The organism is Dyella japonica A8, from assembly GCF_000725385.1.
GTDB classification, from domain to species: domain Bacteria; phylum Pseudomonadota; class Gammaproteobacteria; order Xanthomonadales; family Rhodanobacteraceae; genus Dyella; species Dyella japonica_C.
Genome location: NZ_CP008884.1, coordinates 4,065,062 through 4,079,384, shown reverse-complemented (window position 1 = coordinate 4,079,384; position 14,323 = coordinate 4,065,062). Strand labels below are relative to the sequence as shown.

Annotated in this window: 12 protein-coding genes; 7 read left to right on the top strand and 5 right to left on the bottom strand. The window is 66.7% G+C overall.

The genetic code is table 11. From position 1 onward, the window contains the following. Positions 1-79: 79 nt before the first annotated feature. The 3 genes from HY57_RS17165 (at position 80) to HY57_RS17155 (ending at position 4,651) form a co-directional block, all read left to right on the top strand. Positions 80-1,735: an N-acetylmuramoyl-L-alanine amidase gene (locus HY57_RS17165; protein WP_026033960.1), complete on the top strand. Its 1,656-nt coding sequence runs from the start codon at positions 80-82 to the stop codon at positions 1,733-1,735. A gap of 87 nt (positions 1,736-1,822) precedes the next feature. Then, positions 1,823-3,661, top strand: a complete 1,839-nt coding sequence (gene mutL / locus HY57_RS17160) for a DNA mismatch repair endonuclease MutL (RefSeq protein WP_019465491.1) — start codon at positions 1,823-1,825, stop codon at positions 3,659-3,661. Positions 3,662-3,736: 75 nt separating this feature from the next. Beyond that, positions 3,737-4,651, top strand: coding sequence for a DUF1684 domain-containing protein (locus HY57_RS17155; RefSeq protein ID WP_019465492.1), 915 nt, complete (start codon positions 3,737-3,739; stop codon positions 4,649-4,651). 60 nt (positions 4,652-4,711) lie between these two features. Here the strand turns inward: HY57_RS17155 and HY57_RS17150 are convergent, their stop codons facing one another. After that, complete coding sequence (locus HY57_RS17150; protein WP_019465493.1) at positions 4,712-5,494, bottom strand: enoyl-CoA hydratase/isomerase family protein; 783 nt, start codon at positions 5,492-5,494, stop codon at positions 4,712-4,714. 171 nt (positions 5,495-5,665) lie between these two features. Here HY57_RS17150 and HY57_RS17145 point away from each other — a divergent pair, with 171 nt between their 5' ends. The 4 genes from HY57_RS17145 to HY57_RS17130 all read left to right on the top strand — a co-directional run bounded on the left by HY57_RS17145 (position 5,666) and on the right by HY57_RS17130 (position 8,176). Beyond that, complete coding sequence (locus HY57_RS17145; protein ID WP_026033961.1) at positions 5,666-6,382, top strand: FKBP-type peptidyl-prolyl cis-trans isomerase; 717 nt, start codon at positions 5,666-5,668, stop codon at positions 6,380-6,382. Between the two features lie 116 nt (positions 6,383-6,498). Then, on the top strand, positions 6,499-6,696 hold the full coding sequence (locus HY57_RS22310; RefSeq protein ID WP_026033962.1) for a DUF1289 domain-containing protein: 198 nt from the start codon (positions 6,499-6,501) through the stop codon (positions 6,694-6,696). Further along, on the top strand, positions 6,696-7,298 hold the full coding sequence (locus HY57_RS17135) for a CoA pyrophosphatase (protein WP_026033963.1): 603 nt from the start codon (positions 6,696-6,698) through the stop codon (positions 7,296-7,298). The genes HY57_RS22310 and HY57_RS17135 overlap by 1 nt, the downstream gene beginning before the upstream one ends. Further along, complete coding sequence (locus HY57_RS17130; protein ID WP_019465495.1) at positions 7,295-8,176, top strand: sulfurtransferase; 882 nt, start codon at positions 7,295-7,297, stop codon at positions 8,174-8,176. Before HY57_RS17135 ends, HY57_RS17130 begins: the two co-directional genes overlap by 4 nt. 121 nt (positions 8,177-8,297) lie before the next feature. On the opposite strand, the gene HY57_RS17125 is transcribed toward HY57_RS17130, so the two are convergent. From HY57_RS17125 to uvrA, 4 genes are all read right to left on the bottom strand, one after another. Then, positions 8,298-9,053, bottom strand: coding sequence for an enoyl-CoA hydratase/isomerase family protein (locus HY57_RS17125; protein ID WP_019465496.1), 756 nt, complete (start codon positions 9,051-9,053; stop codon positions 8,298-8,300). Positions 9,054-9,215: 162 nt separating this feature from the next. Further along, on the bottom strand, positions 9,216-10,673 hold the full coding sequence (locus HY57_RS17120) for a DUF4139 domain-containing protein (RefSeq protein WP_019465497.1): 1,458 nt from the start codon (positions 10,671-10,673) through the stop codon (positions 9,216-9,218). Positions 10,674-10,777: 104 nt separating this feature from the next. Beyond that, on the bottom strand, positions 10,778-11,284 hold the full coding sequence (locus tag HY57_RS17115) for an acyl-CoA thioesterase (RefSeq protein WP_019465498.1): 507 nt from the start codon (positions 11,282-11,284) through the stop codon (positions 10,778-10,780). Beyond that, positions 11,281-14,178 carry an excinuclease ABC subunit UvrA gene (uvrA, locus tag HY57_RS17110; protein ID WP_019465499.1) on the bottom strand — a complete coding sequence of 966 codons (2,898 nt, stop codon included), beginning with the start codon at positions 14,176-14,178 and terminating at the stop codon, positions 11,281-11,283. Before uvrA ends, HY57_RS17115 begins: the two co-directional genes overlap by 4 nt. Positions 14,179-14,323 lie beyond the last annotated feature (145 nt).

The following is a 14,323-nucleotide window of genomic DNA, read 5'->3' as shown; positions in this document are numbered from 1 at the left end:
AACGAAAGCGATGCAGGTTATGGATATTCAAGGGAAAACCTCTTGCTTTCCCGAGGCCGCTAGGCTTCAATTCCGCCCCATGAAGGGATATAGGACGCATCCTGCTGTGCTCGGCGCCGTGGCCTTGCTGGCCGTGGCGCCTTTTTGCGCGTCTCGCGCGGCCGACGTGAAGTCCGCACGCGTCTGGGCCGGGCCCGAATACACCCGCGTGGTGTTGGATGTTTCCGGCCCTGTCACCTACAAGCTCAGCCAGGACGGCGGCGAGCTCACGGTGGACGTCAACGCCAGCGCCATTGCCAGCAGCTTCAACGCCCCAGGCGCCACCGGCCTGTTCAAGGGCATCCGCGGCGAACGGCAGGGCGACAACGCCCGCCTGACCGCGAAGATCGACCCCTCCAGCAGCGTGAAGAGCTTCCTGCTCAAGCCGCAGGCGGAGTACGGCTATCGCTTGGTGGTCGACCTGTACCCGGGCAGCGGCAGCGTCGCCAAGGCAATACCGGCGAAGTTGCCGGCGCCGGCTCCGGCCGCTCCCGCACCCGCGCCGTCGGACGACGACGGCGACAGCAGCACCGCATCCACCGTGGCTCCCGTGGTCCCGGCTGCGCCGCCGGCAGCCCCCACACCCGCACCGGTGGCGGCGCCTGCGCCCGAACCCGTGCGCAGTACGGGCAAGTCCTCGCTCAAGTCCACCCAGAGCGGCATGGCGTCCACGCGCGCCGCCGCTGCGCTGCTCAATGGCGAGCGCAAGGTGGTCATTGCCATCGATGCCGGCCATGGCGGTGAAGACCCGGGCGCCCACGGCCCCGGCGGCACGCTGGAGAAGAACGTCACCCTGGCGGTGGCTCGCCAGCTGGCCGACCAGATCAACCAGCAGCCGGGCATGCGCGCGGTGCTGACGCGCAGTGCGGATTTCTTCATCCCGCTGGCCCAGCGCTACCAGATTGCCCGCAACAATTCGGCCGACCTGTTCGTGTCGATCCACGCCGACGCTTTCGTCAATGGCGATGCCAAGGGTTCATCCGTGTGGGTGTTGTCGCCGCGCGGCAAGACCAGCATGGCCGCCCGCTGGCTGGCGGACGGGCAGAACCGCGCCGACCTGATCGGCGGCGTCACGCTGGACGACAAGAACGACGGCCTGGCCGCCGTGCTGCTGGACCTGCAGCAGGGCTACTCCATGCAGGCCAGCGAATCGGTCGCCAACAACGTGCTCAAGGCGTTGGGCAACCTCGGTCCGACGCATCGCGGCTATGTGGAGCGCGCGAACTTCGTGGTGCTGCGTTCGCCGGACGTGCCCTCGATCCTGGTCGAAACCGCCTTCATCAGCAATCCGGACGAAGAGCGCAAGTTGCGCGATCCGTCGCACCAGACGCGCCTTGCCACGGCTGTCATGGGTGGCATCCGCAGCTATTTCGAGGCCACGCCCCCGCCGGGCAGTTGGTTCGCCGCGCAGGCATCCCATCGCAACGGCGTGGCGAATGTCGCCAGTTCTCAGGGCGACGACGAGACGTCCGCCAGGGCGACCCGCGCCGTGGCGCAGGCCATGGCGTCCACGTCCGGCGCTTCGGCCCGTGCGGACGACGGCGTGCAGGACATGCATCGCGTCGAGCGCGGCGAGAGCCTGCGGAGCATTGCCAAGCAGTACGGCATCAGCGTCAACGCCATCAAGAACGCCAACAAGCTGGACGGCGAAAGCAGCGTGCGGGTGGGCATGATGCTGGCCATCCCGGCCGGTTGAGCCGGGCTCCCAGGGCATGAACCAGGCGCCGCCGACAGGGCGGCGCTTTTGCTTTCGCCGGGGCGCCGCAGGCTCTAAGCTTCGTGGATGCCAGTCATTCGTCCCCTGCCACCCGAACTCATCAACCAGATCGCTGCCGGTGAGGTGATCGAAAGGCCATCGTCCGTCGTGAAGGAACTGGTCGAGAACAGCCTCGACGCAGGCGCCACGCGCATCGAGGTGGACATCGAGCAGGGCGGGGCGCGGCTGATCCGCGTGCGTGACGACGGTTGCGGCATTGTTCCCGACGAACTGCAGCTGGCGGTGGCCTCGCACGCCACCAGCAAGATCGGCAGTTTCGACGATCTTGAACACGTCGCCAGCATGGGTTTTCGCGGCGAGGCGCTGGCTTCGGTGTCTTCGGTGGCGCGTTTTGCGCTGACCTCGCGCGCGCAAGGCGTGGACACCGCGTTCCGCATCGAAGTGGACGGCGGCAAGATGCAGGCCGCGCGGCCCGCGCAACACCCGCAGGGCAGCAGCGTGGAAGTGCGCGACCTGTTCTACAACGTGCCGGCGCGCCGCAAATTCCTCCGCGCCGAGCGCACCGAGTTCGCGCATATCGACGATCTGCTGAAGTCGCTCGCACTGGCGCGCGGTTCGGTGGAATTCCGCCTGAGCCACAACGGCAAGCCGGTGCGCATCCTCAAGGCGGCGCGCGATGAAACTGCGGCCCTGCTGCGTGTGGCCGAGGTGATGGGCGAGGATTTCCCGGCGCAGAGCCTGCGCATCGACCATGCGGCCGCCGGCCTGCATCTGTCGGGCTGGGTGGGCTTGCCGACCGCGTCGCGCTCGCAGGCCGACTCGCAGTACTTCTACGTGAACGGGCGGCTGGTGCGTGACCGCGTCGTGGCGCATGCGGTGCGTCAGGCCTACGCGGACGTGCTTTTCCATGGGCGCCATCCGGCCTTCGTGCTGTACCTCGAACTGGACCCGGTCGGCGTGGACGTCAACGTGCACCCGGCCAAGCACGAAGTGCGCTTCCGCGAGCAGCGGCTGGTGCACGACTTCCTGTTCCGCACGCTGCACGAAGCCCTGGCGCAGACGCGGGCGGGCAGCACGGCACTGCCGGCCGGGGAATCGCCGTCGCCTGCGATGACGCCGTCCTACAGCATGGCCCCGCCTTCGTCGGCTGCCGTCTCCGCGCCGGCATGGCCGAACGCTTTCAGCCAGAGCCGCTTGAGCCTCGGCGTGAGGGATGAGCCACTGGCCGGTTACGCCGCGCTGTTGGGCGAGCCGGCGAACGCGCCGGCACCGTTGGGTTTCGCGGCCAACGCGCCGATGCCGGAGGCAACCGAAGAGGAAGCGCCGCCCCTGGGCTTTGCCATCGCGCAGCTCAAGAACATCTACATCCTTGCGGAAAACACGCATGGCCTGATCCTGGTGGACATGCATGCGGCGCACGAGCGCATCACCTACGAAAAGCTCAAGGCGGGCCGCGCCTGCAGCAATCTTCGTTCGCAGATGATGCTGGTGCCGTTGAATGTCGCCGTAAGCACGCGGGAGGCCGCCGCCGCGGAAGAACATGCGGATGCACTGGCCGAATGGGGGCTGGAGCTCTCGCGCAGTGGTCCCTCGGGCGTGGTGGTGCGCCGCATTCCCGCGCTGCTGGAGGGGGCCGACGTGGCGCAGCTGTGCCGCGACGTGCTGGCCGAACTGGCGCAGCACGGCAGTTCGCGTCGCCTGCAGGAGCTGGAAAACGAGCTGCTCGCCACCATGGCATGCCATGGCTCGGTGCGTGCCGGACGGCGTCTCACCATTCCTGAAATGAACGCGTTGCTCCGTGAGATGGAAGCCACGGAGCGTTCGGGACAGTGCAACCACGGGCGCCCGACCTGGACTCAGCTGAGCCTGCCCGAGCTGGACAAGCTGTTTCTGCGTGGACGCTGATTTTCTGTACGGGGCGCGCTTGCCAGTCTGGCAAATGGACGTCCATACTCGGAACCTCACTCGACGGGCCTGACCATGTTGCGTACCGCCGTACTCGCTTTTGCCCTGAGCCTTGGAGTTGCCAACGTGCAAGCCCAGACCAACGACGCCGCTGCGGCGACGGATTTTCCCCAGCAGAACGCCCACTGGCAGCAGAAGCGCCTTGCCAGCCTCACTGCCCCGAACGGCTGGTTGAGCCTGATCGGCCTGGACTGGCTGAAGGAGGGGGCGAACCGCGTAGGCAGCGCCGCCGACAACGACATCGTGCTGACGGCCGGCCCCGCCCACCTCGGCGTGGTGACGTTGTCGAAGGACGGCAGCATGCACATCGTGCTCGACAAGAACAGTGGCGCCACCGTCGATGGCAAGGCCGTGCACGAGGCCGCACTCGTCGATGATGCGCATGCCAGCGACGGCGCGCCGTCCCTTGTGGCGTTCGGCTCGGTGAGTTTCCTGGTGATCGAGCGCGACGGCCGCAAGGCGCTGCGCGTGAAGGACACCAACGCGGAGACGCGCACGCACTTCCAGGGCCTCGATTACTACCCGGCAGATCCTTCCTGGCGCATCGTCGCCGACTGGGTGCCGTTCGATCCGCCGCACGAGCTGGAAATCGGTTCGGTGCTGGGCACCATCAACAAGGAAAAGGTGCCGGGCAAGGCGGTATTCCACCGCGATGGGCACACCTACGAGTTGATGCCGATCCAGGAAGAACCCGATTCGCTGTTCTTCGTGATCGCCGACCGCACCTCCGGCAAGGAAACCTACGGCGCAGCGCGTTTCATGTATGCCGACCTGCCGAAGGACGGCAAGGTCGTGCTCGACTTCAACCGCGCCTACAACCCGCCGTGTGCCTTCACGCCGTATGCCACGTGTCCACTGGCGCCGCCGGAAAACCGCATGGATCTCGCGGTGACCGCTGGCGAGAAGAAGTACAAGGGCAGCGGTCACTGACCGCGTTGCCCAGGGAACCATCACGACGGCCAGCCTTGCGCTGGCCGTCGTGCTTTTGCATCAGCGGCCCTTGAAGTCGGCCTTGCGCTTTTCGAGGAACGCCGTGGTGCCTTCGCGCATGTCCTCGGTGGAGAACGCCAGGGCAAACGCCTGCGTTTCAAACTCCAGACCCTGGTCGATGCTGGTCTCGCCGCCCTGCAGGATGGCATCGAGAATGCCGGCGGCGGCCAGCGGCGCGGCGGCGGCCAGCTGATCGGCCATGGCGTTCACCGTTTCATCCAGTGCTTCGGGCGCCACCACGCGGGTGACCACGCCGAGCTCATAGGCACGCTGGGCCGGGATCGGCGCACCCAGCAGGCACAGCTCCAGCGCCGCGCCACGGCCGGCCAGGCGCAGCAGGCGCTGGGTGCCGCCGAAGCCGGGGATCAGGCCGAGGTTGATCTCGGGTTGGCCGAACTTGGCCTTCTCGCTGGCCACGCGCAGGTGGCAGCACATCGCCAGCTCCATGCCGCCGCCAAGGGCGAAGCCCTGGATGCGGGCGATGACCGGCTTGCCCAGGCGTTCGACCAGGCTCATCAGGCGCTGGCCCGCGCGCGAGAAGCCTTGCGCCTGGACCGGGGTGTAGCCATTCATTTCTGCAATGTCGGCGCCCGCCACGAACGCCTTCTCGCCGGCGCCGGCCAGCACGACCACGCGCACGGCATCGTCCTGGGCGGCCTGGGTGAAGGCCAGCGTCAGCTCGTTGAGCGTCTCCCGGTTGAGCGCATTGAGCTTGTCCGGGCGGTTGACGGTGATGGTGCGCACCGCGCCGCGGTTGGCGATTTCCAGGTTGCGATAAGCCATGTTCCACTCCGGCGGGAAAAGGGGCTCATGGTACCAGCGGGAACCTTTGGCGCTTCGCATGTTCTTAGCAGGGACGCCGGACCGTCCGGTCTGGCTGCACGATTCGCCAAGACCGCTTAGGATGGCGGACCTGCGGTTTTGAGCCTCGGCAGGCTCTCAATGGAGGAAGGCATGGCACAACTGCGTTGGCTCGCATACGGCATCCTGCTATGGGGTGTTGTGGCGCACGCCCAGGACAGTAGCGCCCCGCAAGGCCAGTCGCAGGTCAAGCTCGACAAGACCAAGCTGTCCTACGCCATCGGCTACCAGATCGGCAGCCAGTTCGCCAACGGCGATCCGGATGTGGACATTCCCACCTTGGTGCGTGCGATCCAGGACGCCTACGCCAAGAAACGCCCCGCCGTGCCCATGCGCGACATGCACGACCAGTTGCGCGAACTCGACGAACAGATGCACACCCAGGCGCTGGCGCAGTTCAGGCAGGCGGCGGAGACCAACGCGCGCAAGAGCGCCGACTACATGGAGCGCAACAAGGCGAAGCCGGGCGTGATCCAGCTTCCCTCGGGCATCCAGTACGAAGTGCTGAAGAAGGGCACGGGCACCAAGCCGGTGCCGGAAGGCTCGGTGGTGACGGTGAACTTCCGCGCCATGCTGATCGATGGCACCGAGTTCGACAGCTCCTGGGCCCACGGCTCACCGGTGAGTTTCGTGGTCAACAACAAGGTGATCCCGGGCTGGCAGGAAGTGATCCAGCGCATGCACGTCGGTGACTTGTGGAAGGTCACGGTGCCGCCCAGCCTGGCCTATGGCGTGAAGGGCGACCCGCCGCGCATCGGGCCGAACGAGACGCTGGTCTTCGAGATCGAGTTGCTCGAAATCAAGCCCTGACATCGTGCGGCCGCGGCCATGGTGCGTGGCCGCGGGAGTCCCGTGACGGCCCGTGATAGCATGCCCGCTTCCTTGGCACGCTTCCGTGCCGCGCTTACGTAGACACTCCTTGCGGCATGACGGCGGCTGACAGCTCCCCTGGTCCTTCCAGCAATCCCCTGAGTCCTTGCATCGGCATTTGCCGCCTGGACGAACGTGGTTACTGCATCGGTTGCCTGCGCACCGGCGACGAAATCGCCCGTTGGCGCGGCATGGACGAGCAGGAACGGCTTCGCTACATGCGCGACGTGCTTCCCCCGCGGAAGAGCGCTTGATGAGCGAGCTGTTGACCGACCTGAGTCATGCAGTGGTGCCATTGTCGTCACCGCCGACCGGGCAAGGTTGGAACCATGCGGACATGGTCCAGCTGATCGGTGACAAGCCGCGCCGGCCGGCCGCCGTGCTGGTGGGCGTGCGCGAAGGCGTGCAACCACGCCTGGTGCTGACGGTGCGCACCGACCATCTGCAGGACCACGCGGGGCAGGTGGCCTTTCCGGGCGGTCGTACCGACCCCGGGGACGCCGACGCCATCGCTACCGCGTTGCGCGAGAGCGAAGAGGAGATCGGCCTGGAGCGCCGGCTCGTCACGCCGCTCGGTTTTCTGGATCGCTTCGACACCATCAGCGGCTACACCATCACGCCGGTGGTGGCGCGCATCGATCCCGACGCGCGCCTGTATCCCGCGCCGGCCGAAGTGGCGGAAGTATTCGAGGTGCCGTTGTCGTTCTTTCTCGAACCGCGCAATCTCCGGCGGTACACCATGGACTTCCGTGGCCATCGCCGCGACATGGTGGAATTCGTGCACGGCGGCCATCGCATCTGGGGTGCCACGGCCGCCATGGTGTTCAACCTCCTGCAGAGGATGGGGCGGTCATGACGCTCAGGACCACGCTGATCGATGTCGAGGAACTGGCGGCGCTTGCGCCCGACGAGGTGTTGATCGTCGACTGTCGTTTCGACCTGATGGCGCCGGGCACGGGCCAGCGCGACGTCGGCAAGGGCGAGCGCGACTATCGCGAAGGGCACATTCCCGGCGCGGTCTATGCCAGCCTGGATGCCGATCTGTCCGACCTCTCGCGCAAGGCCGAAGGCCTGGGCCGCCACCCGTTGCCGCGGGAAGAAGCCTTCTCCCACGTCTTGTCGCGCTGGGGCTGGCGCGAAGGCACGCAGATCGTGTGCTACGACGCCGCGAGTGGTTCGCTCGCGGCTGCGCGCCTGTGGTGGCTGCTACGACTGGCGGGCATCCCAGGCGTCGCCGTGCTCGATGGCGGTTATCCCGCGTGGGTCGGTGCTGGCAAGCCGGTGGAATCGGGCGACGTGCATCGCACGCCGCGCCCGGTTTCCCTGCATTTCGATGCGAGCCTGTACACCGTCGATCACGCGTCGTTGCGCGCTGATCCGGAGCGTCTGCTGCTCGATGCACGCGCGGTGCCGCGTTATCGCGGCGAAGTCGAACCCATCGATCCCGTGGGCGGCCATGTGCCGGGCGCGCTGAATCGTCCGTTCTCCGAGAACCTCCGTGACGATGGCCGTTTCAAACGCGCCGACGTGTTGCACAAGGAGTTTGAAGCCGTGCTGGGCACGCACTCGCCGCAGGACGTGGTGCACATGTGCGGCTCGGGCGTTACCGCGTGCCACAACCTGCTGGCGATGGAGCACGCGGGCCTGACCGGATCGCGGCTGTATGCGCCGTCATGGAGCGGTTGGGTGAGCGATGCGAGCCGGCCCGTGGCCAAGGGCTCCGAGCCAGGCTGAGCCTTTTTTCTTTGATCTTCCTGTGGGAGCGCACCCTGTGCGCGACTGGCGTAACGGCTGCGTGCAGGGCCAGTCGCGCACAGGGTGCGCTCCCACAAGGGGACGACGGTTGACCGGCTGGTCAGTCTTTCTTCTTCAGCCGCGCCACGAGCTTTTCGAGCACCGCCTGCGCCTCCGGATGGAAGTAACCATCGACGAATTCGTCGAGCGGCAGCTTGTCCGGATCGGCCCAGACGGTGGTGAGGTCCGCGCGGGCAGTGGCGCGCGTCGTGAGCATGGCATGGGAGGGCAGGGCGATCAGTGCCTGCATCCACACCACCGCGCGCGTCACCACCTGTTCGATATTGGTGAGTTCGTCCACCAGGCCGATGGCCAGTGCTTCGGCCGAGTCGACCATGGCGCCCGCCACCATCAGGCGCTCCGCGCGATAGGCGCCCACGATGCGGCGCAGCGCCATCTGGATGCACTCAGGCACCACCAGGCCCACCTGCACTTCGTTGAGGCCGATGCGGAACGGGCCTTCGGCCATCACGCGGTAGTCGCAGAACAGCGAGAGCACCGCGCCGCCCGCGGGGCTGTGACCGGTGATCGCGGCGACCACGGGAACCGGCGACATGGCGAGCTTGGAGCTGGTGTGGAAGAACTCGCGCCAGAACGCGCGCACGCTGCCACGATCGCGGCCGATCAGCGAAGGTATGTCGGCGCCGGCCGAGAACATGCCCGGCATGCCCGAAAGCACGATGCCGCGCGCACCACCCGCGACAGCGTTGTCGACGGCGTCACGGAGCGCGCGCAGCAGTTCGGAATTGAGCGCGTTCACTGGGGGACGCGCCAGGTTGATTTCGGTGACGGCGTCGTGCGTGATCAGGTTGAGCATGGCGGAGGGCCAGAAATGGGTGGAGAGGAGTGAGCAGCGAGAGTAGCAAAGACCTCGACTCAATAGGCCAGAGGTGAGTTGGGAGGAGTGAGAAACGAGAGGGGGAAGGCTGAGCGGCCTCGCTTTCTCTCGCTTCTCACTTCTCTTCACTCGCTCTTGATCTCACCCCTGCGGGTTCTCATCGGCCGTCCACTGGTAACGCACGGCGTAGTCGAGCGTCGCCTTGCCGTTGGCCGGTACCGTTACCTTGAATTCCAGCGTGTCGGTGGTCTGCGCGCTGGGCTTGCTGCTCGAGGACACCAGCGTCCACTGGCGCCAGCGCTGGGGATGCTCGCGCACGGTGACCGTACGCGGGCTGTCGCCGGCGTTGGTGAGGGTGATCCGGAATGCCTCGTCCAGCGTGCGGCCGTTCTTGTCCACGTGGAAGGCGGTGCGCTCGCGATTGCCGCGCAAGTCGAAAGCCTGGCCGAGTGTGATGCGCGCGTCGCTGCCCTTGGGGGTGTCGTTGATGCGGCCTTCGCCGATGAATTGCGGCGTGCCGTTGCGGTCGGCGGTGAGCACGCGCAGGTAGCCCGCCGGCAGGCTGTCGAAGGCGTGGAACTGCAGGGTGCTGACGATGCCGGTACTGTCGCCGCCGGGCACGAAATCCTGGCCGATCATCGGCTGCGGGGGCACCCAGCCACCGCCGTTCTCGTAGAGCGAGGTGCGTTCGCACTCGATGGTGCGCGTGGCGTACAGCGGCACCTGGCTCACGCTGCCATCGGGCAGGTCGACGGCGCCGGGCAGGGTGTAGGTGCGGTAGTCGGCCAGCGTGGATTGCTCGGGCATCGCCCCATCCGCCATCTTGGCCTGCACCGAGAAGGCCATCGGGCGGGGCCCCGATACCGGCTTGGTGATCCGTGGCTCGCCGGCGATCAGGGTCAGCTGCACGTTGTTCCAGTCACGTCCGCTGCGATTGGCGATGCTGGCACGGGATTCGAACTGCATCCTGCAGCCATCGCCCGGCGCCAGCGTGCCCACGTAGGCCGCGCGCCAGCCCAGCCCGGACGTGGTGTAGCTCAAGATGGCCTGCGCCTTGCCGGCGCGCTTGGCGTCCACGCGCATCTGCAGGCTCGCGCCGGTCTGGAAGCTGCCGGCGGCACGAACGGCGGCGTATTCGCGGATCAGGCTGGTGCGGCCGGAGGCGTCCTGCACGAGCAGCCCATCGTCGGCGCGCAGCAAGGTGCCGCTGGCGAGTGGCTGCCCGCTGGTGGCGAGCACCTCCACCGGCTGCCCGATGAGGCTGCCGAGTGCCGCGTTCTGCCCCTGGCCAAGGCGAAGGCGCTGGGAGATCACCTGCGCGGCGTCACCCTCGACGCTCAGGGCCATGGCTTCGGGGTCGAGGTACTGCGGCAGGCCGCCCAGGCTGATGTCCTGCGTGCCGGACTTCAGGTCGAGCTGGCGCGGCTCCCGCGCCACCGCGTAGCCGGCGTGCACGCTGCCGCTGTCGCCGGCGCTGTAGAGCGCGGCATCGTCGCTGCGGTACAGCGTGAGCGTGGTGGAGGATGGGGCGGCGATGGCGCCTGCGCCGGTGCCGGCGGCCATGGCGAAGGCGAGGGTGCGAAGGGGAAGCGGGATCACGGTCGAACTCCTTTCGGGTGGTCGCCGTTGATAGTACGGATACCGCATGAAGCTGCGGCATCCGTCGTGCCGGAGGGGTTAACCCCAAATGCCGGCTGGGTCGTTCAAGCGCCCGCTTCGGCCGCGTCGCGGATCGACTGGGGCAGGGGTACCGGCTTGCCGGTGCCCGGGTCCATCCACACCATCACCACCTTGCCGTCGCTGTACAGCGAGCCATCGTGGGCGTTGACGATGCGATGGGCGATGGTCACCGAACTGTTGCCCAGGCGTTCGCAGAACAGCTCCACGTTCAACTGCGCCGGCCATTCGATGGGGCGGCGGTAGTTCAGTTCGCTCGCCGCCAGCACGGGCATGGAGTGCTCGTCGAACCAGCCCGGCACGTGCTGCAGCCATTGCAGGCGTGCCTCTTCGAGGTAGGTGAGGTAGTTGGCGTTGTTGACGTGATTGAACGCGTCCAGATCACGCCAACGCACGCCGATGGGGGCGACGAACAGCGGGCCAGTCGCCGCCTCCGGTGCCTGTGCGTTGTCCGTCACGGCCGGGGTGCTTTCCTGCACCTCGGCCTTGCGGGAACGCGTGCGTTTTTCAGGCACTGTTTCGGTGGAACTCATGCAGTCTTCTTCCGTAATGCAGGTTTGCTCTTGCCGTTGCTCTCGGCCTTGGCCGCCTTGACGGGCTTCATGTCGAGATGCGGGGCGAGGAAGTGTCCGGTATGCGAGCCCGGCGTGGCAGCCACCGTCTCCGGCGTGCCGGTCACGAGGATGCGTCCACCGCCGGCGCCGCCTTCCGGGCCGAGATCGACCAGCCAGTCGGCGGTCTTGATCACATCGAGATTATGCTCGATCACGACCACGGTGTTGCCCTGTTCCACCAACTGGTGCAACACGTCGAGCAACTGCTCGATGTCGTGGAAGTGCAGGCCGGTGGTCGGCTCGTCGAGGATGTACAGCGTGCGGCCGGTGTCGCGCTTGGACAATTCCTTGGACAGCTTCACGCGCTGCGCTTCGCCGCCCGAGAGCGTGGTCGCGCTTTGGCCGAGCTTGATGTAATCCAGGCCCACCTTGCGCAGCGTTTCGAGCTTGCGTGCGATGGTCGGCACGTTCTCGAACAGCTTGAATGCATCTTCCACCGTCATGTCGAGCACGTCGGCGATGGTGTGGCCCTTGTAGTGCACTTCCAGCGTTTCGCGGTTGTAGCGCTTGCCGTGGCAGACGTCGCAGGGCACGTACACGTCCGGCAGGAAGTGCATTTCCACCTTGATCATGCCGTCGCCTTCGCAGGCCTCGCAACGGCCGCCGCGCACGTTGAAGCTGAAGCGGCCCGGCGTGTAGCCGCGCGCGCGCGCTTCCGGCACCTGCGCGAACAGTTCGCGCAACGGGGTGAACAGGCCGGTGTAGGTGGCCGGGTTCGAACGCGGTGTGCGGCCGATCGGCGACTGGTCGATGTCCACCACCTTGTCGAACAGCTCCAGGCCTTCGATGGACTTGTACGGCGCAGCCTTCTCGCTGGAACCGTTGAGTTCGGTCGCGGCGAGGCGGAACAGCGTGTCGTTGACCAGGGTCGACTTGCCCGAGCCGGACACGCCCGTGACGCAGGTGAACAGGCCGGCGGGAATCGCCAGGTCGACGTTCTTGAGGTTGTTGCCGTTGGCGCCCTTCAGGTGCAGCCACGAATCGGCGTCCAGCTGCTGGCGGCGCTCCTCCGGCACCTTGATGCCGCGCTTGCCGGACAGGAACTGGCCGGTGATGGAACGCGGCGACGACAGGATGTCCTTGAGCGAGCCCTCGGCCACGATTTCGCCGCCGTGAACGCCAGCGCCAGGGCCGATGTCGAGCACGTGGTCCGCCATGCGGATGGCGTCTTCGTCATGCTCGACCACGATCACCGTGTTGCCCAGGTCGCGCAGGCGCGTCAGCGTGCCAAGCAGGCGCTCGTTGTCGCGCTGGTGCAGGCCGATGGACGGCTCGTCGAGCACGTACATCACGCCCACGAGGCCCGCGCCGATCTGCGAAGCGAGACGGATGCGCTGGGCCTCGCCACCGGACAGCGAGTCCGCCTGGCGATCCAGCGTGAGGTAGTTGAGGCCCACGTCGTTGAGGAAGGTCAGGCGCTCGCGGATTTCCTTCACGATCTTGACGGCGATCTCGCCGCGCCAGCCGGTGAGCGTCAGCTTCTCGAAGAAGGCGAGCGCGTCGTCGATGGAGCGCGAAGTCAGCGAGGGCAGGGCGTGGTCGGCCACGAACACGTTGCGCGCCGAACGGTTCAGGCGCTGGCCTTCGCATTCACCGCAGGCCTGGTCGCTGATGTACTTGGCCAGTTCCTCGCGTACCGCAGGCGACTCGGTTTCCTTGTAGCGGCGCTCCATGTTCGGAAGGATGCCTTCGAACGCGTGCTCGCGCGTCACGCGGCCACCGCGTTCAGTGATGTACTTGAACGCGATCAGCTCTTTGCCGCTGCCGTACAGCACCGCCTTCTGGACGTCCGCCGGCAGCTTGCGCCACGGCGTTTCCACATCGAACTTGTAATGCGCCGCGAGCGAAAGCAGCAGCTGGAAGTAATGCGCGTTGCGGCGATCCCAACCACGGATGGCGCCACCGGCGAGCGACAGCTCCGGATGCCCCACGACGCGTGCGGCATCGAACACCTGCGTGACGCCCAGGCCGTCGCAGGTGGGGCAGGCGCCGATGGGTGAGTTGAACGAGAACAGGCGCGGTTCCAGCTCCGGCAGCGAGTAGTCGCACACCGGGCAGGAGTAGCGCGAGGACAGCAGCTGTTCTGGCGCCTTCGCGTCGTCCATGTCCACCACGATGGCCAGGCCATCGCCCAGGCGCAGCGCGGTTTCGAACGATTCGGCCAGGCGTTGCTTGATGTCGTCACGCGGGCGGAAGCGGTCGATCACCACTTCGATGGTGTGCTTCTGGCGCAGCGTCAGCGGCGGCACGGCGTCCAGGTCGTAGACGGTGCCATCGACGCGAGCGCGCACGAAGCCTTGCGCACGCAGCTGGTCGAACACCTGCACGTGCTCGCCCTTGCGCTCGCGGATCACCGGCGCCAGCAGCATGTAGCGCTTCTCGGCATCCATCGCCAGCGTGCTATCCACCATCTGGCTGACGGTCTGCGCTTCTAGCGGAATGCCGTGGTCCGGGCAGCGCGGCGTGCCTACGCGGGCGTACAGCAGGCGCAGGTAGTCGTAGACCTCGGTGATGGTGCCCACGGTGGAACGCGGGTTGTGCGAGGTGGACTTCTGTTCGATGGAAATGGCCGGCGACAGACCCTCGATATGGTCGACGTCCGGCTTCTCCATCATCGAGAGGAACTGGCGGGCATAGGCCGACAGCGACTCGACGTAGCGACGCTGGCCCTCCGCATAGATGGTGTCGAACGCCAGCGAGGACTTGCCCGAGCCGGACAGGCCGGTGATCACGATCAGCTTGTCGCGGGGCAGGTCGAGGTCGATGTTCTTGAGGTTGTGCGTGCGCGCACCGCGTATGCGGATGGTGTCCATGTCGCCCGGGATGGTCGGAGGGGTAGGGGAAAACTGTACTATAACAAACTTGTCAGTACGGTTATTGCCGTCTGACGTCATCCAACAAACTCTTAAGAGAAGATCCGGCCGAGTATGGCCTAATGGATTCTTTGGCCGGGTTCCG